At 67.6% G+C, this 18,021-nt stretch carries 18 protein-coding genes; 5 read left to right on the forward strand and 13 right to left on the reverse strand.

Annotation, left to right across the window (positions count from 1 at the left end):
• Nucleotides 1-76: 76 nt before the first annotated feature.
• Entirely contained in the window at nucleotides 77-886 is an 810-nt protein-coding gene (locus QFZ27_RS22705; RefSeq protein ID WP_429228726.1) for a class I SAM-dependent methyltransferase, read from the forward strand.
• 107 nt (nucleotides 887-993) lie between these two features.
• On the opposite strand, the gene minE is transcribed toward QFZ27_RS22705, so the two are convergent.
• The 6 genes from minE to QFZ27_RS22735 form a co-directional block, all read right to left on the reverse strand.
• Complete coding sequence (gene minE / locus QFZ27_RS22710) at nucleotides 994-1,272, reverse strand: cell division topological specificity factor MinE (protein ID WP_429228728.1); 279 nt, start codon at nucleotides 1,270-1,272, stop codon at nucleotides 994-996.
• A complete protein-coding gene (gene minD / locus QFZ27_RS22715; protein ID WP_429228729.1) occupies nucleotides 1,269-2,084 on the reverse strand; it encodes a septum site-determining protein MinD in 816 nt (271 codons plus the stop codon). Before minD ends, minE begins: the two co-directional genes overlap by 4 nt.
• 23 nt (nucleotides 2,085-2,107) lie before the next feature.
• Nucleotides 2,108-2,824, reverse strand: coding sequence for a septum site-determining protein MinC (minC, locus tag QFZ27_RS22720; protein ID WP_429228731.1), 717 nt, complete (start codon nucleotides 2,822-2,824; stop codon nucleotides 2,108-2,110).
• A 294-nt stretch (nucleotides 2,825-3,118) separates the two neighbouring features.
• A complete protein-coding gene (locus QFZ27_RS22725; protein WP_429228733.1) occupies nucleotides 3,119-3,832 on the reverse strand; it encodes an RluA family pseudouridine synthase in 714 nt (237 codons plus the stop codon).
• Between the two features lie 151 nt (nucleotides 3,833-3,983).
• Nucleotides 3,984-4,172: a hypothetical protein gene (locus tag QFZ27_RS22730; protein WP_429228734.1), complete on the reverse strand. Its 189-nt coding sequence runs from the start codon at nucleotides 4,170-4,172 to the stop codon at nucleotides 3,984-3,986.
• Between the two features lie 119 nt (nucleotides 4,173-4,291).
• Nucleotides 4,292-4,876 (reverse strand): histidine phosphatase family protein, encoded by a 585-nt coding sequence (locus tag QFZ27_RS22735; protein WP_429228735.1) that lies wholly within the window; start codon nucleotides 4,874-4,876, stop codon nucleotides 4,292-4,294.
• A gap of 95 nt (nucleotides 4,877-4,971) precedes the next feature.
• Here QFZ27_RS22735 and QFZ27_RS22740 point away from each other — a divergent pair, with 95 nt between their 5' ends.
• From QFZ27_RS22740 to QFZ27_RS22755, 4 genes are all read left to right on the forward strand, one after another.
• Nucleotides 4,972-5,850: a polyphosphate kinase 2 family protein gene (locus QFZ27_RS22740; protein ID WP_429228736.1), complete on the forward strand. Its 879-nt coding sequence runs from the start codon at nucleotides 4,972-4,974 to the stop codon at nucleotides 5,848-5,850.
• A gap of 7 nt (nucleotides 5,851-5,857) precedes the next feature.
• Entirely contained in the window at nucleotides 5,858-7,117 is a 1,260-nt protein-coding gene (locus QFZ27_RS22745; protein ID WP_429228737.1) for an FAD-dependent oxidoreductase, read from the forward strand.
• Between the two features lie 183 nt (nucleotides 7,118-7,300).
• The gene (locus QFZ27_RS22750) at nucleotides 7,301-8,890 is read left to right on the forward strand and encodes an ABC transporter substrate-binding protein (protein ID WP_429228739.1); all 1,590 of its coding nucleotides are present in this window, start codon (nucleotides 7,301-7,303) and stop codon (nucleotides 8,888-8,890) included.
• Nucleotides 8,891-9,059: 169 nt separating this feature from the next.
• Nucleotides 9,060-10,298: a cytochrome P450 gene (locus QFZ27_RS22755; RefSeq protein ID WP_429228740.1), complete on the forward strand. Its 1,239-nt coding sequence runs from the start codon at nucleotides 9,060-9,062 to the stop codon at nucleotides 10,296-10,298.
• Between the two features lie 53 nt (nucleotides 10,299-10,351).
• On the opposite strand, the gene QFZ27_RS22760 is transcribed toward QFZ27_RS22755, so the two are convergent.
• The 7 genes from QFZ27_RS22760 to QFZ27_RS22790 all read right to left on the reverse strand — a co-directional run bounded on the left by QFZ27_RS22760 (nucleotide 10,352) and on the right by QFZ27_RS22790 (nucleotide 18,021).
• Entirely contained in the window at nucleotides 10,352-11,023 is a 672-nt protein-coding gene (locus QFZ27_RS22760; RefSeq protein WP_429228741.1) for a hypothetical protein, read from the reverse strand.
• A gap of 86 nt (nucleotides 11,024-11,109) precedes the next feature.
• The gene (locus QFZ27_RS22765) at nucleotides 11,110-11,373 is read right to left on the reverse strand and encodes a GIY-YIG nuclease family protein (protein WP_429228743.1); all 264 of its coding nucleotides are present in this window, start codon (nucleotides 11,371-11,373) and stop codon (nucleotides 11,110-11,112) included.
• A 325-nt stretch (nucleotides 11,374-11,698) separates the two neighbouring features.
• Nucleotides 11,699-13,477: an ABC transporter ATP-binding protein gene (locus QFZ27_RS22770; protein ID WP_429228744.1), complete on the reverse strand. Its 1,779-nt coding sequence runs from the start codon at nucleotides 13,475-13,477 to the stop codon at nucleotides 11,699-11,701.
• Between the two features lie 184 nt (nucleotides 13,478-13,661).
• Nucleotides 13,662-14,606 (reverse strand): acetamidase/formamidase family protein, encoded by a 945-nt coding sequence (locus QFZ27_RS22775; RefSeq protein WP_429228745.1) that lies wholly within the window; start codon nucleotides 14,604-14,606, stop codon nucleotides 13,662-13,664.
• Nucleotides 14,596-16,218, reverse strand: coding sequence for an ABC transporter substrate-binding protein (locus QFZ27_RS22780; RefSeq protein ID WP_429228746.1), 1,623 nt, complete (start codon nucleotides 16,216-16,218; stop codon nucleotides 14,596-14,598). Before QFZ27_RS22780 ends, QFZ27_RS22775 begins: the two co-directional genes overlap by 11 nt.
• Nucleotides 16,219-16,252: 34 nt before the next feature.
• On the reverse strand, nucleotides 16,253-17,173 hold the full coding sequence (locus tag QFZ27_RS22785) for an ABC transporter permease (protein WP_429228747.1): 921 nt from the start codon (nucleotides 17,171-17,173) through the stop codon (nucleotides 16,253-16,255).
• Nucleotides 17,173-18,021 carry an ABC transporter permease gene (locus QFZ27_RS22790; protein WP_429228748.1) on the reverse strand — a complete coding sequence of 283 codons (849 nt, stop codon included), beginning with the start codon at nucleotides 18,019-18,021 and terminating at the stop codon, nucleotides 17,173-17,175. Before QFZ27_RS22790 ends, QFZ27_RS22785 begins: the two co-directional genes overlap by 1 nt.

The raw sequence follows: 18,021 nt of genomic DNA on the forward strand, positions 1-18,021 counted from the left end.
GAGGCCGCGGTTGTCGGATCGCTGCACCTTTTGGTAGAAGCTGGGGCCGACGAAGCGCGGGCGAGGGGAGGAACCGATGCACGAGGGCGTTGCCGCCAACCGGGCCAGCTGGGACGAGCGAGTGGCGGTGCATCTCCGTTCCGCCTTCTACAATGTCGACGGTTTCCGGCGCGGCGAGACCGATCTGGGGCCGATCGAGGCGGCGGAGATCGGCGATATCGCCGGGCTGCGCGTGGCCCATCTGCAGTGCCATTTCGGCATGGACACGATGTATTTGGCCCGGCGCGGCGCGCGGGTCACCGGGCTGGATTTCTCCCGCAACGCGGTCGCCGCGGCCCGGGCCCTGGCGGCCGAGACCGGTAGCGGCGCCGAATTCGTCGAGGGCGACCTCCACGATGCGCCGCGCCTGCTCGGCGAGAGCGCCTACGACCTGGTGTTCACCAGCTGGGGCACGATCATCTGGCTGCCCGACATCGTCCGCTGGGCACAGGTGGTGGCGGCGCTGCTGAAGCCCGGCGGGCGGCTTTATTTCCTCGACGGCCATCCGGCGGCGCGGGCGCTGGACCAGGCCGCCGCCGAGGCGCCCCTCGTGCCGAGCTACGCCTATTTTCGCGACGTGCCGATCGAGTTCGACATGCAGGGCAGCTACGCCGACCGCGACGCCGTCTTCACCCACACCCGCTCGGTCGAATGGGACCATCCGCTCGCCAGCATCGTCGGCGCGCTGCTGGCGGCCGGGATGCGGCTAATGGCGCTGCGCGAGCATGACGCCGCCGCCTGGCAGATGTGGCCGTGCCTGGTGCAGGGAGCGGACGGGTTGTGGCGGATGCCGGCGGACCGGCCGAACCTGCCGCTCAGCCTCACCATCGAGGCGGTGAAGGGCTGAGGCCGTCGAGGCTGCTTTGGGGAGGAGTCCGGCCGGCTGAGCCGGGACCGGAGCGTCGTCTCACCGGGGCCTTCCGCATCGCCCCTTCTGGGTGAGACCGGCTTCGCTCAGCCGCGCGCGGCAATCCGGGCGGGACCCTCCGGGGTCGGGATCTCGATGTCGACCTCCAGCGTCGACACAGAATTGCCGCGGTCGAGCTTGACTTGGACCTTCTCGCGGTCGATCGCGATGTGCTTGGCGATCACCGCCAGGATCTCCTCCTGCAGGATCGCCACCAGGTCGGACCGGCCGCCGATCACCGACCGCTCATGCGCCAGCAGGATCTGCAGCCGCTCCCGCGCCACCGGGGCGGAGTTGCGCTTGGTGAAGAAGCTGAACAGGCTCATGCAACCCTCCGGCCGAACAGCTTGGCGAAGATCCCCTTCTTGTCGCTCGGGACCGTCATCTCCAGGATCTCGCCCCGCAGCCGCTTCGCCGCGTCGGCATAGGCCCGGGCCGGGGCGCTCAACGGGGCATTGAGGGTAACCGGCGCGCCCATGTTCGAGGCCCGCAGCACCTCCTCGCTCTCCGGGATGATGCCGAGCAGCGGGATCGACAGGATCTCCAGCACGTCCTCGGTCTTCAGCATCTCGCCGCGCTCGGCCCGCGCCGGGTCGTAGCGGGTCAGCAGCAGGTGCTTCTCGACCCGCTCGCCCTTCTCCGCACGCTCGGTCTTGGAATCGAGCAGACCGATGATCCGGTCCGAATCACGGACCGAGGAGACTTCGGGGTTGGTCACCACCACCGCCATGTCGGCATGGCGCATGGCCAGGACCGCGCCCTTCTCGATGCCGGCCGGGCTGTCGCAGATCACCCAGTCGAACTTCTCCTTCAGCTCGGCCACGACGCGCGACACACCCTCCATGGTCAGGGCGTCCTTGTCGCGGGTCTGCGATGCGGCCAGCAGCGACAGGGTGTCGATCCGCTTGTCGCGGATCAGCGCCTGCGACAGCTTGGCGTCGCCCTGGACCACGTTGATCAGGTCGAACACGACCCGCCGCTCCGACCCCATCACCAAATCGAGATTGCGCAGGCCGACATCGAAGTCGACGACGACGACGTTCTGCCCGCTCTGGGCCAAGGCCGCGCCCAGCGCCGCGGTGGAGGTCGTCTTGCCGACGCCGCCTTTTCCGGATGTCACGACCAAGACCTTGGCCATACTTGCCGCTCTCCTCTTTTGTCTCAGTCCAGGGCTGCCAGAACCATGGCGTCGCCGTCGAGCCAAGCCTGCACCGCCCTGCCGCGCAGCTTCGGCTCCATGTCGTCCGCGGTCTTGTAGAGACCGTCGATGGCCAGCAGCTCGGCCTCCAGCCTGTGGCAGAAGATCCGGGCCTGGCCATTGCCGGTGGACCCCGCGATCGCCCGGCCGCGCAGCGTGCCGTACACATGGATCGACCCGCCGGCGATGATCTCGGCGCCCGAGGCGACCGACCCGACGACCGTGACGTCGCCCTCCGGGAAGATCACCGACTGGCCGGAGCGCACCGGCCGGTCCAGCAGCAGCGAGGCGGCGGGCCGCGCCTCGGTGGACGGCGCCGCGGCCTGGGCGCCGTCCGGCACCTCGATCATCCCGGCGGGTCGGCTGCCGGTCATCAGCGGCGGCAGGCCCCAGGCCTCGGAGCCGAGCCAGGCCGGGTCGGCGCCCTCGATCCCGATCAGGCGGATGTCGCGCTGCTGCAGGTCGTCGATCAGCGCCGCCAGGTCCTGCTTGCGCATCGGCAGGGCCGACAGGTCGACCACCACCGGTCGGCCCTGGAAGAAGGCCGGCGAGCGCTGGATCTGGGCGTCGAGCTCGGTGAGCCAGTCCGTAATCGGCGGCTCCGGCGCCAGGACGAGCGCCATGAAGGAGCGACCACGGAAGCGGATGGCGGGGCGGGTGGTGCGGGCTGCTGTTGTCACGGTCAGGGGCGTAGCCGGGCGCGATCCGGCCGTCAACAAAGGGGTTCGCGACCATTCAACCCGGTTCGATCCGGATATGCAACAGGTTGTGGTTCCCAGCGGCCCGAGCCGCCATGTGTTGTGTCATGGTCCTTTCCATCCCGCCCGGTTTGCAAAGCTTTCGCCGCTCTGGCCGCCGGCCGAGTCGCCTCGCCGAGTCCCAGCGCGGAGATCCTCGGGAGGCAGCAAGTCAGCGGGAGCGCCGGGCGACTCGGAGCCGACGGGCGATGTGTCGGCCGCAATCGCAGTGGAGGGTCAGGCGGCCGTGCCGGCGTCGAAGCGGCGCAGGGTCTCGGCGAGATGGGGCGGTGGCGGCGCCTCGGCGGCGACCGGCGGCTTCTGCGGGTACAGCGGCACCGACACGGCGCGGGCGTGCAGATGCAGCGGCGGCGCCTCCGGGCCGCGGCCGGCAGTGCCGTAGATCGCGTCGCCCAGGATCGGGAAGCCCGAGGCGGAGCAGTGCAGCCGCAGCTGGTGGGTGCGGCCGGTCAGCGGCCGCAGCTCCAGCCAGGCGAGGCCGCCGTCGCGGCCGAGCACGCGGAACTCGCTCTGCGCCGGCTGGCCGGCAGGGTCGACCTTCATCCACCAGCCGCGTTCCGCCGACCGCTTGGCCAGCGGCAGGTCGATGCGGCCCTCATCCTCGGCCGGGCCGCCCTCGACCACGGCCCAGTAGGTCTTCGCCACCCGGCCGGAGGCGAACAGCTGGCCCAGCATCGCCGTGGCCTTGCGGTGCCGGCCCAGCACCAGGCAGCCGCTGGTGTCCTTGTCCAGGCGGTGGGCGAGGGCGGGCGGATGCGGCAGGCCGAAGCGCAACGCACCGAGATGGTGGTCCAGCACGGGCCCGCCTTTCGGCCCGGCATGCACCGGCAGGCCGGCCGGCTTGTCGAGGATCAGCATCAGCCCGTCGCGGTACAGCAGGCGGGCCAGGATCTCGGCGTCGGTCAAGGCTGGGATCAGGACGGCGATCATGCCGGCGTCATCGCACCGGGGCGGCCCGAAGGCAACAGCAGGTTGGATTGAAGGTAACAACTGACTTTAGGTTTGTTTGCTAACGTTTTGATATCACTATAATAGAGCGCCCCCGCCACACAAGTGGCGGGGGCTCGCTTCAGATCAGCGGTCAGTGATGGTGCCGGTCCCGCCGCCAATCATGCGCCACGCGGGCCTCGCAGCTGTTGCGCGCGTGGCGGGAATGGATATGGCCGCAGGCGGCATGTTGCCGGTGCTGCAACGTCTCCCGGCGCCCGTGATTGTCGTGATACGGAGCCGCCTGCGCCGAGGTGAAGGTCGCCGGCACAGCGATGATCATGGCGGTCGCGAGCAAGGCGGTACGCGTGAACTTCGAAATCATTTGAAGCCTGTGTGCGAAGTCATGCCTGACTGGCATGAACACTTCACGCCGGGAGTGCCGGGTTCCGTCGCGCCCGGCTACGGTCGGTCGATGCTGCTCCATGCGTGCAGCAGCCGGCGGTCCTCCACTGCGAAGGCGTAGTGGTGGCCGCCCTGGCCGGCGGGCTGGTCGGCATCGCGGCTGATCGACCGGCCCTGCAGATGGCACAGCAGCAACGCCCCGACGCCGCCATGCGAGACGATGGCGATGTCGCCTTCGGCCGGCGCCCGGCGCAGGACCTCGTCCACTGCGGCAACGATGCGGCTCTGGGCGTCGGCTGCGCGTTCCCAGCCGCGCACGCTCTCCTGTGGCCTTGCGAAGAAGGCATCGGCCATGGCCTCGAACTCGAGTTTCGGCAGGTAACCGGTTGAAGAACGGTCGTTTTCGCCGAGTTTCTCAAGCTCGGTGACCGGCAGGCCGAGCGCCTCGGCCAGGATGGCCGCGCCGTCCCGGGCCTTGCGCTCGGTGCTGCAGAACAGGCTGCGCAGCCGTGGCGCCCAGGGCTGGTCCAGCACCGCCCGCATGCGGATCCGGCCGCGCTCCGACAGCGGCCAGTCCGGCACCGGCACCGCCGGGTCGATCAGCACGTCGGGATGGGTGATGAAGTGGACGTGGCGGGTCATGCGGTCCTCGCGGCGGAAGGCGCGGCATCATCTCCGATTTGCCAGACCGACGAAATTCCTGCATCGATCGTCCTGCATCGGCGCGGGAGGGACGAATGGTCGAGCTGGACAAGCTGGCGAAGCGGTACCGGATCGAGGACGGCGACGGCTTCCGCCTGAAGGACTGGGACCCGACGGACACCGCCTGGCTGGACGACAAGACGGTGGCGAAGGACGCTCTGGCCCAGAGCGTCGCCAAGCTGGCGGAGATGCAGGACAAGCTCTATGCCCAGGACCACTGGTCGGTGCTGCTGATCTTCCAGGCGATGGACGCGGCCGGCAAGGACAGCACCATCAAGCACGTGATGTCCGGGATCAACCCGCAAGGCTGCCAGGTCACGTCCTTCAAGCAGCCCTCGGCGGAGGAACTGGACCACGATTTCATGTGGCGCACCAACCGGCACCTGCCGGAGCGCGGGCGGATCGGCATCTTCAACCGCTCCTATTACGAAGAGGTGCTGGTGGTCCGGGTGCATCCGAACATCCTGGGCAACCAGCATCTGCCGCCGAAGCTGGTGACCAAGAAGATCTGGAAGGAGCGGTTCGAGGACATCAACGCCTTCGAGCGCTACCTGGCCCGCAACGGCACGCTGGTGCTGAAGTTCTTCCTCAACGTCTCGAAGGAGGAGCAGAAGAAGCGCTTCCTGGCGCGGCTGGACGAGCCGGAGAAGCACTGGAAGTTCCAGCCCTCGGACGTGGCGGAGCGCCAGCTGTGGTCCGACTACATGAAGGCCTATGAGGAGATGATCCGGGCCACCGCCACGCCGCACGCGCCCTGGCATGTGGTGCCGGCCGACAGCAAATGGTTCACCCGCCTGGCGGTCGCCGCCGCCATCGTCGACGCGATGGAGGGGCTGGACCTCGCCTATCCCAAGGTCGAGCCGGAGCAGGGCGACAAGCTGCAGGCCGCCCGGGCGGCGCTGGAAAGCGAATAGCCCTGTCGTGACCGGCCCGCTGTCGATCGCCGTCTGCGGCTGCGGCCCGGCCGGTCTGGCCGCCGCCTGCTTCCTGCACGATGCCGGGCACCGGGTGCGGCTGCTCGAGCGTTTCGCCGAGCCGCGGCCGATCGGCGCCGGGCTGATGCTGCAGCCCGCGGGCCTGGCCGCGCTGGGCCGGATCGGCGCACTCGACGCCGTCCTTGCCTACGGCCAGCGGATCGACGGGCTGTATGGCCGCTCGGAACCGTCGGGCCGGGTGGTGTTCGACCTCAGCTATGCCACGGTCGATCCGGCCCTGCACGGCCTGGCGATCCACCGCGCCGCGATCTTCCACGCGCTGTGGCAGGCCGTGGCCGTTCGGCGGATCCCGATCGAGACCGGCCTTGAGATCACGGCCCTGGCGACCGGCGCTCGCGATCGGCCGTGCCCGGTCGCCAGGGACGGCCGCCGCCTCGACGCAGTCGACCTCGTGGTCGACGCCACCGGGGCCGGCTCGGCGCTGCGGCCGCTCTGCGGCGCTCCGGTGCGGCCGCGCCCCTATGCCTATGGTGCGGTCTGGGCCACGGTCCCGGCGGCCGAGCTGCGGCCGGACCGGTTGGAGCAGCGCTTCCGCAGCGCGCGGGAGATGATCGGCCTGCTGCCGGTCGGCCGCGTGCCCGGCGACGACACGCCGAAGGCGATCCTGTTCTGGAGCCTGAAGGTGGCGGAGCATCCGGCGCTCCTGGCCGCCGGGATCGAGCCGTGGCGGCGGCGGGTGCTGGACCTGTGGCCGGAGATCGCGCCGGTCATCGCCGGCATCACCGACCCGGCCCAGCTGACGCTGGCCCGCTATGCCCAGGCCACGTTGCGGCGTCCCTATGGGGAGCGCATCGCCTTCATCGGCGACGCTGCCCATTCCACCAGCCCGCAGCTCGGCGCCGGGGTGACGATGGCGATGCTGGACGGCGCGGCCCTGGCGGATGCGCTGGCCGGGGCCACGACGATCCCGGAGGCGCTGCGCGCCTATGCCGCGCGTCGGCGCCGGCATGTCCGCTTCTACCAGGGCATGAGCGCCCTTCTGACCCCGGCCTTCCAGTCCGACAGAAGCTGGCTCGCCGGCCTGCGCGACCTGACCTTCCATCCGGTCGCACGGCTGCCCTGGCTGAAGCGCCGCATGATGCAGACCTTCGCCGGCCTCTCGACCGGCCCCTTCGCCGCCGCGACGCCGGCCGCACTGGCGGGAGTGCCGGATAGAGGTCCCGATCGTGTTCTTGAGGTAATGTGATTTATCAAAATGATACGGAATTTACTTGAACTCTTCTGTGAACATGGTTGGACATATGTGAGACGCGTAGCTCCCACGCCCGGAAAATAGGCGGATGCGCGAAATCATGAGCGAATCCGCCTAGTCGGCGCCGCGGGGCGGGCCTACCATCGCCCCTGCCCAGCAAACAGGGGGTGCATCCAAATGAGAACAATCCTTCGCGGCGCCATCGCCGCGATCCTGCTCGGTTGCGCGGCCTTGCCGGCCCGGGCCGAGACGCCGAAGGACACGCTGGTCCAGGCCTACCGCATCGACGACATCATCACGCTCGACCCGGCCGAGGTGTTCGAGTTCTCGACCACCGAATACATCAACCAGGTCTATGATCGGCTGATCTACTACAACGCCCAGGACCCGGCGAACTTCCTGCCCGGCATCGCCGAGAGCTGGACCGTCGCCGATGACGGCACCAGCTACAGCTTCAAGATCCGCGACGAGGTCAAGTTCCACTCCGGCAACCCGCTGACGGCGGCGGATGCGGCCTATTCGATCCGCCGCGCCATCAAGCTGAACCTGTCTCCCGCCTTCATCGTCGGCCAGTTCGGCCTGACCGCCGACAATGTCGACGACATGGTCACGGCGCCGGATGCGCGGACGCTGGTGTTCAAGACCGACAAGGCCTATGCGCCCAGCTTCGTGCTGAACTGCCTCAGCGCCACGGTCTCCTCGGTGGTCGACTCCAAGATCGTGGAGGCGAACGCCAAGAACGGCGATTTCGGCCATGAGTGGCTGAACACCCACTCCGCCGGCTCCGGCCCCTACGAGCTCGGCGGCTGGAAGCCGAATGAGAGCCTGGTGATGAACCGGTTCGACGACTACTGGCGCGGCAAGCCGGGCTTCAAGCGGATCTTCTTCCGCCATGTCCTCGACCCGACCTCGCAGATGCTGCTGCTGCAGAAGGGTGATGTCGACATCGCCCGCGGCCTGACCGGCGAGCAGCTCGAATCGCTGAAGTCGAACCCGGATGTGACGGTGCAGGAGGTGCCGCGCGGCACCCTCTGGTACCTGTCGATGAACACCCAGACCGAGCCGCTGAAGAAGGTCGAGGTGCGCCAGGCGCTGAAGTCCCTGATCGACTACCAGGGAATGGCCGACAGCTTCATGAAGGGCCTGGCGGTTCCGCATGAGAACTTCCTGCCCAAGGGGTTCCTCGGCGCCCTCGACGACATGCCGTTCAAGCTCGACGTCGACAAGGCCAAGCAGCTGCTGGCTCAGGGCGGCTATCCGGACGGTTTCAAGATCACCATCGACGTGCCGAACGGGTCGCCCTATCTGGAGATGGCGCAGTCGATCCAGGCGACCTTCGCCAAGGCCGGGGTGGAACTGCAGATCATCGCCTCCGACGACAAGCAGCAGACCAGCAAGATCCGCTCCCGCAAATACCAGACCGCGATCGGCCGCTGGGGCCCGGACTACCAGGACCCGCACACCAACGCCCAGAACTTCGGCATGAATGTCGACAACGGCGAGAACCCGCCGATGAAGACGACCGCCTGGCGCACGGCCTGGGACATCCCCGAGCTGACCCGCGAGACCGAGGCCGCGGTGCTGGAGACCGACACCGCCAAGCGCCAGGCGATGTATGCGGACCTGCAGCACAAGATCCGTGAGACCGGGCCCTACGCCTTCATGTTCCAGCAGGTCGAGGCGGTGGCCGCGCGCAAGAACGTCCAGGGCCTGGTCTGGGGCCCGGGCACGGAGAACGACTTCTTCTGGCAGGGGAAGAAAGAGTAGCAAGCCGCCCGGGTCCCGCCGCTCGCCGAAGCGGGACCCGGCCTGTGCACTGGAGCCGGGCCGCGATCCCGTCGCCATCGATCGATGACAACGGCAACATAAAAGCGCATCCCGGACATCGCCCTGTAATCCGGTCCTGCAACGGTGCCTCCAGGTCTTGGAGGTACCGATGCAAGCCGATCCGGTTCAGTCCCCTGCGATCCCCATGTCCGCACGCTGCGATCTGCCGGTCCTCACGGAGGAGCAGTTCGCCGAAGATCCCCATGCGACGTTCCGGCGCTATCGCGCAGACTACCCCGTCGTCGCGCATCAGGCCGGGAGCCGCTTCGTGCTCCGCCAGGCGGATATCGAACGGCTCAGCAGGGATCCCCGGCTGCTGGCGGGCGGGACCGCGTTCCCGAAGATGCTCGGCGTCACCGATGGATCGCTGTTCGACGCGTTCGAATACGGGATGCTGACGGCCAATGGCGACGTTCACCGCCGGCGGCGGGCGCCGTTCTCACGAACCTTCGCGGCACGCGCCATGGCTGAGCTCCGCCCGGTGATCCGAAGAACGGTGGAGAGATTGATCGAGGAGTGGCATGCGGCCGGGCATGTCGAGTTCGTGGAGCAGTTCGCGGCGCGGCTTCCCGCTGTCGTGATCAGCGATCTGCTGGGGCTGCCGCAGGGGGACATCCCCGCCTTCACCCGGCATGTCTACGACGTGACCCGCTTCATCAATATCAGCGTCCGGCCCGAGGAGATCCCCGTGGCTGAGGACGCCATGCGGCACCTGCTGGGCTATGTGGAGACCGTGCTCGACGAGAGGCGCCGGCAGCCCCGCGGCGACTTCCTGTCGGTGTTCCTGGCCGCGGCGGATCAAGCCGGGGAGCTTTCGCCGATCGAGATGCTGTTTCAGATCATCATCCTGATCATCGGCGGCACGGACACGACCCGGGTGGCGGCCGTGATGCAGGTCTGCCTTCTGCTGCAGCACCGGGAGCAGTGGGATGAGGTCTGCCTCGATCCCGCGCTGATCCCCGCCGCCGTGGCGGAGGCCCTCCGATACGAGCCCAGCGTAGCGTCGATCGGACGGGTGACGACCGAGGATATCGACCTCCACGGTTTCGTGATCCCCGCCGGGACGCTCTGCACATTGTCCACGATGTCGGCGATGCGCGACGAGCGGGTCCATGCGAATCCCGATGTCTTCGACATCCACCGGACCACGGCGACGCGCCTCCACCCGGTTTTCGGTGCGGGAGCCCATCGCTGCATCGGCGAGGCGCTGGCGCGGATCGAGCTGGAGGAGAGCCTGGGCGCCCTGACCACCGCGATCCCTCACCTCCGGCTGGAGACGGCGCCGACGATTCGGGGCTACACCGGCATCCGGCGCATCGACCACATGCACCTCTCGTGGACGGTGTGATCCCGGCCCGATGGCGGGGGCTGGCCACAGGTCAGTTCCCGCGATATGGCTGATCAACGCCTATCGCGTGACTTCCAGAACCGGCTCCAGAATAGCGCCTCCCGAGTCTCGGAATCCGGTGCTTCGTAGGCGGCGGTGACGAGGGCGGAGCAATGCGCTCTGCTGAAGTTGCTCGGCCCCTTGTTCATCAGCCGAAGATTGAACAGGCGGATGCTCTTGGCGACCTCCTCGTCTCGGAGAATTCGCAGCGGATCCTCACTCCAGGGAGCAAAGAGCGATATTTGATCGGATCCGCCCGGTTTGTAATGAAATTCATCAAACTTTGCCCCTATGCGCCCAGCAACTCGCGAGAGGCCACCAGGGGCCGCCTCCAAGGGCGACTTCGCGCATTGGAGCCGGATTTCCGCGTCCTCGCCGTCGCCGAAGACCGACAATACTTCCTGCCAAAACATGTTGAGCCGGTAGAGGGCCCCCGGCCGTTCCCTTGTGCCTGCTCCAAGAGCTGTGAGTGACCAGAAGGAGATCTCCGAGCTCCTTGGAGACGGGATGAGGTTTTCTATATAGTATCTCAGGAATGATAGATGCGGATCGATCGAGCATACCTTCAGAAGCCTATCGAACGATCGAAGAGACCGTGCGTCGATTGCTGAATCTTGGGCGCGGTCGACCCTTCTATCTTCCTTGAGCATCATGGCCAGCCCGAGGTTCTGCTGGTCTATCGGCATGATCCCTTCAAAGTCGGACCCAGGCTGCGGAATGCTCGTGAAAGTAACGTTTCTCAGGCCGAAGCCGGCACGCTCAAGTCGATAGATCAACGAGCGCCACATTGATCGAGCTCCGACCTTTTGAGTTTTTGAAATCGGATCGTCCTGATGTCCTGATGAATTTTTCGGTGCTGCCCATATCGCCGAACCACGTCCGTGGCTTTCCCGACGTAGAGTTCATTATTCTGGAGCTCCATAATATATATTCCGCATCTTCTTGATTTTTTGAACAGATCGGCGACAGAAGGGCGGTTTTCAACTTCATGTGCGGGCGTGAAACTCAGGTCGCCGATATGATCGTCGAGAACCATAATTCAGTCCTCTATTGTGAGATGAAGAAGGCAACCGAACGAAAATATTCAGACTTTATATTATAATTCGTTTGAAGTGAGTGCAATGGGCTCGGCTGGGCGGCACTGCCGTGACGTGCGTTCGGGTATGCTCCTCTCCCTTTTTTGTCATTGCCGGGCTTGACCCGGCAATCCAGGGCCACGAAGAGCCGTTCTGGCCGCCCCTGGATTCTCGGGTCAAGCCCGAGGATGACAAGTAAGGTGGGACGTCGCTCTCATTCTCTTGCTGCTCGTCCTTTCTCATCAACCGGACACCAACGACGAGCCCTCCGCTTGAAAACGGGTCTTACGCCGCCTCGCGCGCCACCAGATGCCCACCGCCGATATCGGCCAGGTCGACCAGCACCGGCTTGTGATCGACCGGCCGCACCGGGCTCGGCACCTCGCCGGACAGGCGCTGGAAATGGTCGCGGCGGCGGCGCGGATCGGCGATCGGCACGGCCTGCATCAGATTGCGGGTGTAGGGGTGGCGCGGGTCCTCGAAGATCTGACGGCGGGTGCCGGTCTCGACGATCTGGCCGAGATACATCACCGCCACCCGGTGGCTGATCTGCTCCACCACCGCCATGTCGTGCGAGATGAACAGATAGGTGAGGCCGAGATCGGCCTGCAGCTCGTGCAGCAGGTCCAGCACCCGGGCCTGGACCGAGACGTCGAGCGCGGAGACGGATTCGTCGGCGACGATCGCCTTGGGTGACAGGCTCAGCGCCCGGGCAATGCAGATGCGCTGGCGCTGGCCGCCGGAGAATTCATGCGGGTGGCGATGGCGCAGCTCCGGCTCCAGCCCGACCCGGCGGAACAGCCATTCGACCCGGTCGGCCAGCTCAGCCCCCTTGGCCAGGCCGTGGATGACCAGCGGCTCGGCCACCAGCTCGGCCACCGTCATGCGCGGGTCGAGCGAGGCGTAGGGATCCTGGAACACCATCTGGATGTTCCGGCGCAGCGGCTTCAGCGCGGCCGGCCCCAGCCCGGCGGCCTCGGCCCCGGCGATGCGGATCGAGCCGCGCCAGGGCACCAGCCCCATCAGCGCCTTGCCGGTGGTCGACTTGCCGCAGCCGCTCTCGCCGACCAGCGCCAGCGTCTCGCCTGGGTTCAACGTGAAGGAGAGGTTTTCGACCGCATGCACGCGCCTGACCGTGCGCTGCAGCAGACCGCCGGCGATGTCGAAGCGGACGGTCAGGTCCTTCACCGCCACCACCGGCTCGTTCGCCGCGGGCAGGGCAGGGGTCTCGGCGCGCAGCGGCGCATCGCGGCCGGCCAGCTGCCCCAGCTTCGGCACCGCGACCAGCAGCTGTCGCGTGTAGTCCTGGCGCGGCGCCTCGAACAGCGGCACCACCGGGCCGCTCTCGACCACCCGACCCTGGTGCATCACCACCACCCGGTCGGCCATCTCGGCGACCACGCCCATGTCGTGGGTGATCAGGATCAGGGCGGTGCCGAACTGGCGCCGCAGGTCGCGCATCAGCTCCAGGATCTGGGCCTGGATGGTGACGTCCAGTGCCGTGGTCGGCTCGTCGGCGATCAGCAGCTTGGGCCGGCAGGCCAGCGCCATGGCGATCATCACCCGCTGGCGCATGCCGCCGGACAGCTCGTGCGGATGCTGCCGCAGCCGCCGCTCGGGCTCGGAGATGCGCACCGCCTCCAGCGCCTCCAGGGCCAGCCGCCGGGCCCCGGCACCGTCCACCCGGCGATGGGCGCGGATCGCCTCGGCGATCTGCCGGCCGACCGACATCACAGGGTTCAGGCTGGTCATCGGCTCCTGGAAGATCATCGCGATCTCGCCGCCGCGCACCCGCCGCATCTGCCGCTCGGGCAGCGCCAGCAGATCCCGGCCCTCCAGCAGCACCTGCCCGCCGGCGACCCGGGCCATGGGCTGCGGCAGCAGCCCCATGATCGACAGCGAGGTCATCGACTTGCCGCTGCCCGATTCCCCGGCGATGCACAGCGTCTCGCCGGGGTTCAGGTCGAAGCTCAGATCCTCGACCACCAGCTTCGGCCCCGCCGGCGTCGCGACCTGAGTGCTGAGGTTGCGGACCTGGAGGAGGGGGGAACTGGACGCTGTCACGATGGCTTGCCGGTTTGCTGCGTCGCCTCTCCCGCCTGGCGGAAGAGGTCGGGCGTCCGCAGGACGACCGGGTGAGGGCTGGTCCGGGCCTCGACAAACACCCTCACCCGGAGCGGCCAACGCGGCTCCGACCACTCCCGCAAGCGGGAGAGCCACGACAACTGCGCTGCGTCTCGTACCGGCATCATTCGAAGACGATGCGCGGGAAGTAGAACGACACCACCCAGTTCGGCTGGTCGACGATCTCGCTGATCCTGAGGTCGCCGCAGACCGAGCACAGCATATAGGCGTCGACCGCCGCCATGCCGCGGGTGCGGCACAGCAGCTCGACCATCTCGGCGACGGCGATGCGCGCCCCCTCCATCAGGTCGGGGCCGATCCCGGTCGTCACCTCATAGCCCTTGGCGTCGAGATGGCGCGTCACCGGGCCGGCTGTGGTGAAGCGTGGCATCTTCAGATTGGCGCCCTTCACCAGGTCGAGCGTCAGCGTCACCTTCATCGGGCTCTCGATGGCGGTGCCGCAGACTTCGCCGTCGCCCTGGGCGGCATGGGTGTCGCCGATCGAGAACAGCGCCCCCGCCACCTCGACCGGCAGCCACAGCGTCGCCCCGGCCGCCAGGTCGCGGATGTCGAGATTGCCGCCGACCCGCCGCGGCGGCACCACGGAGTGCAGCCCGGGCTCGGCCGGGGCCACTCCGATGGTCCCGGCGAAGGGTTTCAGCGGCACCTTCGCCAGGGTCGAGAACAGGGCCGGCGTGTCGGACTGATAGCGCCAGAGATGCAGCGCCGGGTCGGTGAACTGGTCCGCCAGCAGGCCGAAGCCGGGGATGTTGGCGGTCCAGCCGAAGCCCGATGGTGCGTAGTGGTCGAGCGTGATCTTCAGCGCGTCGCCGGGCTCGGCCCCGTCGACCAGGATCGGCCCGGTGACCGGGTTGACCTGGCTGAAGTCGAGCGTCGCCACGTCGGCGACGGTGCTGGAGGCGCTGAGCTGACCGCCCGCGGCGTCCAGGCAGTCGAACTCCAGCGTCGTCCCCGGCGCCACCGTGGCCACCGGCGGGAAGTCGCGGTTCCAGCCGAAATGGTGGTGCGCGCCGTGGATGGTGTGGTGGTGGTGCGGCTTACTGGGCATCTTTGGCGTACACGTTATCGTAGTTGACCGGGATGTGGACGGGGTCGACGAACAGGGCGTCGTCGCCGCCCATCCGTTCGGAGCGGATGGTGTAGCGCTGCTCGTTGAACACCGGGGCCCAGGGCGCGTCCTTCATGACGTCGAGAAAGATGTCGCGCCACTTGGCTTCGCGCTCCGCCGCCTTGGCCGGGTCGGCGATCGCATCCGCCTCGGCCGCGCGCTTGTCGAGGTCCGCGTTGCAGTACCAGGACCAGTTCCAGCCGCCGGGCACCGCGCCACCGCAGCCCAGGATCGGGCCGTAGAAGTTCGACGGGTCCGGGAAGTCGGCGATCCAGGCCATGCCGCCCGACCAGATCATGGTCGACTGCTTCTCGTCGCCGCCGGCGGCGATGACGTTGGCTTGCGCCAGAGCCTTGATCTCGGCCTTGATGCCGATCTGGGCCAGGTCCTGCTGGATCGCCTGGGCGATGCGCGGCTGCGGGTCGGTGTTGGCGACGTAGAGGTCGGTGGTGAAGCCGGCACCCTGGCCGGCATCGGCCATCAGCTTCTTGGCGCCCTCGACATCATAGGTATAGCCCTTGTAGTCGGCGGCGTAGCCCGGCATCGACGGCGGCAGCGGCTGGTTCGCCGGCTTGGCGCGACCGTTGATGATGCGGATGATCCGGTCCTTGTTGATCGCCATGTTGACGGCCTGGCGCACCCGCACATCGTCGAACGGCTTGGCCTTGACGTTCATGGTGATGTAGCCGGTGTGCAACTGGTTGCCCTGGATGATCAGGTCCTTGTAGGCCGGGTCCTGGGTGACCTCGAGGAACTTGGCCGGCGGGATGCCGTCGCCGGCGATGTCGACCTCGCCGCGCTGCAGCCGCAGCAGCGCCACCACCGGCTCCTGCCCGACCTCGAACACGATCTTGTCGAGATGCGGCAGCCCCTTCTGGAAGTAGTCCGGGTTGCGCTCGAACACGATGCGCTGGCCCAGTGTCCACTCGGTCATCTTGAAGGCGCCGGTGCCGACCGGGTGCTTGCCGAAGTCGGCGCCGTACTTCTCGACCTCCTCCTTGGGCACGACGTGCGAGAAGTTCAGCGCCATCTTGTGCAGGAAGGGCGCGTCCGGCCGGGTCAGGCGGAAGACGACGGTGTAGTCGTCCGGCGTGGTGACGCCGCTCAGCTCCTTGGCCTTGCCGCCGGAGACGTCGGCGAAGCCCTCGATCGAATCGAAGAAGCCGGCGCCGGGGCTCTGCGTCTCCGGCTGCACCACGCGGTCGAGCGAGTATTTGACGTCGACGGCCTTCAGCTCGCGGCCGTTGTGGAACTTGACCCCGTGGCGCAGCCTGAAGGTGTAGGTCAGGCCGTCGGCCGAGACCTCGAAGCTTTCGGCCAGGTCGGGCACCAGCTCGGTGGTGCCGGGCTTGTAGTCCATCAGCCCGTCGAACAGGCTTTTGATCATCGACCAGTTCTGCCAGTCGTAGCCGATGGCGGGGTCGAGGGTGGTGACGTCGTCCTTGTAGGTGACCGTCATGGTGCCGCCCTGCTTGATGTCCTGGGACATGGCGGGCGTCGCCAGGGCCAGCGTCAGGGCCGCGGCACCGGCGAGCAGCATGGACTTCAGCATGAAACCTCCTGTGTTTGTTCGGTGCGATTATTCGTCACCGCAGCTTGATCCTCGGGTCGATGAACGGGGCGATCAGGTCGGCCAGCAGGTTGCCCAGCACGATGGCGACGGCGGAGACCAGCGTCACCCCCATGATGATCGGGATGTCGACGCGCTGGATCGCCTGCCAGGTCAGCTGGCCGATGCCGGGCCAGCCGAACACGGATTCGACGACGACGATGCCGCTCATGAACAGGCCGATGTCGATGCCGATCATGGCGATGATCGGCAGCAGCGCATTGGGCAGTGCATGCGCCAGCACCACGCGCCAGGCGCCCAGGCCCTTGGCCCGGGCGGTGCGCATGTAATCCTGGCGCAGCACGTCCAGCATCGCGGAGCGCATCATCCGCGAGTACCAGCCGGCGCCGAGCAGCCCGAGCGTCAGCGAGGGCAACACCAGATGCGCGAAGGTGCCGTAGCCGCCGAGCGGGAACCAGGCCAACTGCCAGGCGAAGACGTAGAGCAGCAGCATGCCGACCACGAATTGCGGCGCCGAGACGCCGATGAAGGAGGTCAGCATCAGCGCGTGGTCGGTGCCGGTGTTCCGCCGCAGCGCCGCGATCACACCCATGGTCAGGCCCAGCGCCAGCTCGCAGACGATGGCACCGGCCATCAGCAGCAGGCTGGCCGGCAGGCGGCTCATGATCAGCGTCGCCACCTCGGTCCGTTGCAGGTAGGAGCGGCCGAGGTCCCCCTGCAGCAACGCGCCGAGATAGCGCAGATACTGCTCGTGAAACGGCCGGTCGAGGCCGAGCTGGGCGCGGATGTTCGCTACAACCTCCGGCGTCGCGCTGCGTCCGGCGATCTGCCGCGCCGGATCGGCCGGCAGCAGATACAGCAGCACGAAGGTGACCAGGCTGACCCCGAGCAGGATCAGCACGGCCTGGGCCAGGCGGCGGAGCAGATAGGCGCCCATCAGTGCCGGCCCTTCTGCGTCGGGTCGAGGATGTCGCGCAGCGCGTCGCCGACCAGGTTGAAGGCCAGGGCCAGCAGGATGATGGCGGCGCCGGGAATGAACACCAGCCAGGGCGCGGTCGAGAAATAGGTCTGGTTCTCGAAGATGATGTTGCCCCAGCTCGGTGTCGGCGGCTGCACCCCGATGCCGAGGAAGGACAGGGTGGCCTCCAGCAGCACCGTGGTGGCGATGCCGAGCGTGCCCCAGACGATGGTGGTGGACAGCAGGTGCGGCAGCACATGGCGCAGCAGGATGCGGGCGCGGGAGGCGCCGAGGCCCCATTCCGCCTCGATGAAGTCGCGCTCCGCGATCGACCGGGTCTCGGTGTAGATGATGCGGGCGATCTGCACCCAGTTCACCATGGCGATGACCAGGGCCACGATCCACAGTGACGGCTTGAAGATCGCGGCCAGCACGATCGCCAGCAGCAGGGCGGGGAAGGCCATCATCAGGTCGGTGAAGCGCATCATCACGGCGCCCAGCCACCCGCCAACGAAGCCTGCGACGACGCCGAAGAAGGTGCCGATCAGCACCGCGGCGCCGTTCGCGACCACGCCGATGATCAGCGAGGTCTGGGCGCCGTAGACCAGGCGCGAGAACATGTCCCGGCCCAAGAGGTCGGTGCCCAGCCAGAAGCGGCCATCCGGGGCCAGGGGGGCACCCTCCAGCGTCAGCCCGTCGAACAGCTGCTCGTCCGGCGAAAAGGGCACGATCCAGGGCGCGAGCAGGGCTGCGGCCACCACCACCAGGATGACAACGAGCCCGAACAAGGCGAGCTTGCGGCGCAGGAGCTGGCTCAGGATCGCCAC

Origin of the sequence: Inquilinus ginsengisoli (assembly GCF_050434925.1) — a bacterium.
Taxonomy (GTDB): Bacteria; Pseudomonadota; Alphaproteobacteria; order DSM-16000; family Inquilinaceae; genus Inquilinus; species Inquilinus ginsengisoli_B.

Coding starts and splice junctions, on each gene's coding strand:
- QFZ27_RS22705 (WP_429228726.1), top strand. CDS start 77: ATGCACGAGGGCGTTGCCGCCAACCGGGCCAGCTGGGACGAGCGAGTG.
- minE (WP_429228728.1), bottom strand. CDS start 1,272: ATGAGCCTGTTCAGCTTCTTCACCAAGCGCAACTCCGCCCCGGTGGCG.
- minD (WP_429228729.1), bottom strand. CDS start 2,084: ATGGCCAAGGTCTTGGTCGTGACATCCGGAAAAGGCGGCGTCGGCAAG.
- QFZ27_RS22725 (WP_429228733.1), bottom strand. CDS start 3,832: ATGATCGCCGTCCTGATCCCAGCCTTGACCGACGCCGAGATCCTGGCC.
- QFZ27_RS22730 (WP_429228734.1), bottom strand. CDS start 4,172: ATGATCATCGCTGTGCCGGCGACCTTCACCTCGGCGCAGGCGGCTCCG.
- QFZ27_RS22735 (WP_429228735.1), bottom strand. CDS start 4,876: ATGACCCGCCACGTCCACTTCATCACCCATCCCGACGTGCTGATCGAC.
- QFZ27_RS22740 (WP_429228736.1), top strand. CDS start 4,972: ATGGTCGAGCTGGACAAGCTGGCGAAGCGGTACCGGATCGAGGACGGC.
- QFZ27_RS22750 (WP_429228739.1), top strand. CDS start 7,301: ATGAGAACAATCCTTCGCGGCGCCATCGCCGCGATCCTGCTCGGTTGC.
- QFZ27_RS22755 (WP_429228740.1), top strand. CDS start 9,060: ATGCAAGCCGATCCGGTTCAGTCCCCTGCGATCCCCATGTCCGCACGC.
- QFZ27_RS22760 (WP_429228741.1), bottom strand. CDS start 11,023: ATGCCGATAGACCAGCAGAACCTCGGGCTGGCCATGATGCTCAAGGAA.
- QFZ27_RS22765 (WP_429228743.1), bottom strand. CDS start 11,373: ATGGTTCTCGACGATCATATCGGCGACCTGAGTTTCACGCCCGCACAT.
- QFZ27_RS22775 (WP_429228745.1), bottom strand. CDS start 14,606: ATGCCCAGTAAGCCGCACCACCACCACACCATCCACGGCGCGCACCAC.
- QFZ27_RS22780 (WP_429228746.1), bottom strand. CDS start 16,218: ATGCTGAAGTCCATGCTGCTCGCCGGTGCCGCGGCCCTGACGCTGGCC.
- QFZ27_RS22785 (WP_429228747.1), bottom strand. CDS start 17,173: ATGGGCGCCTATCTGCTCCGCCGCCTGGCCCAGGCCGTGCTGATCCTG.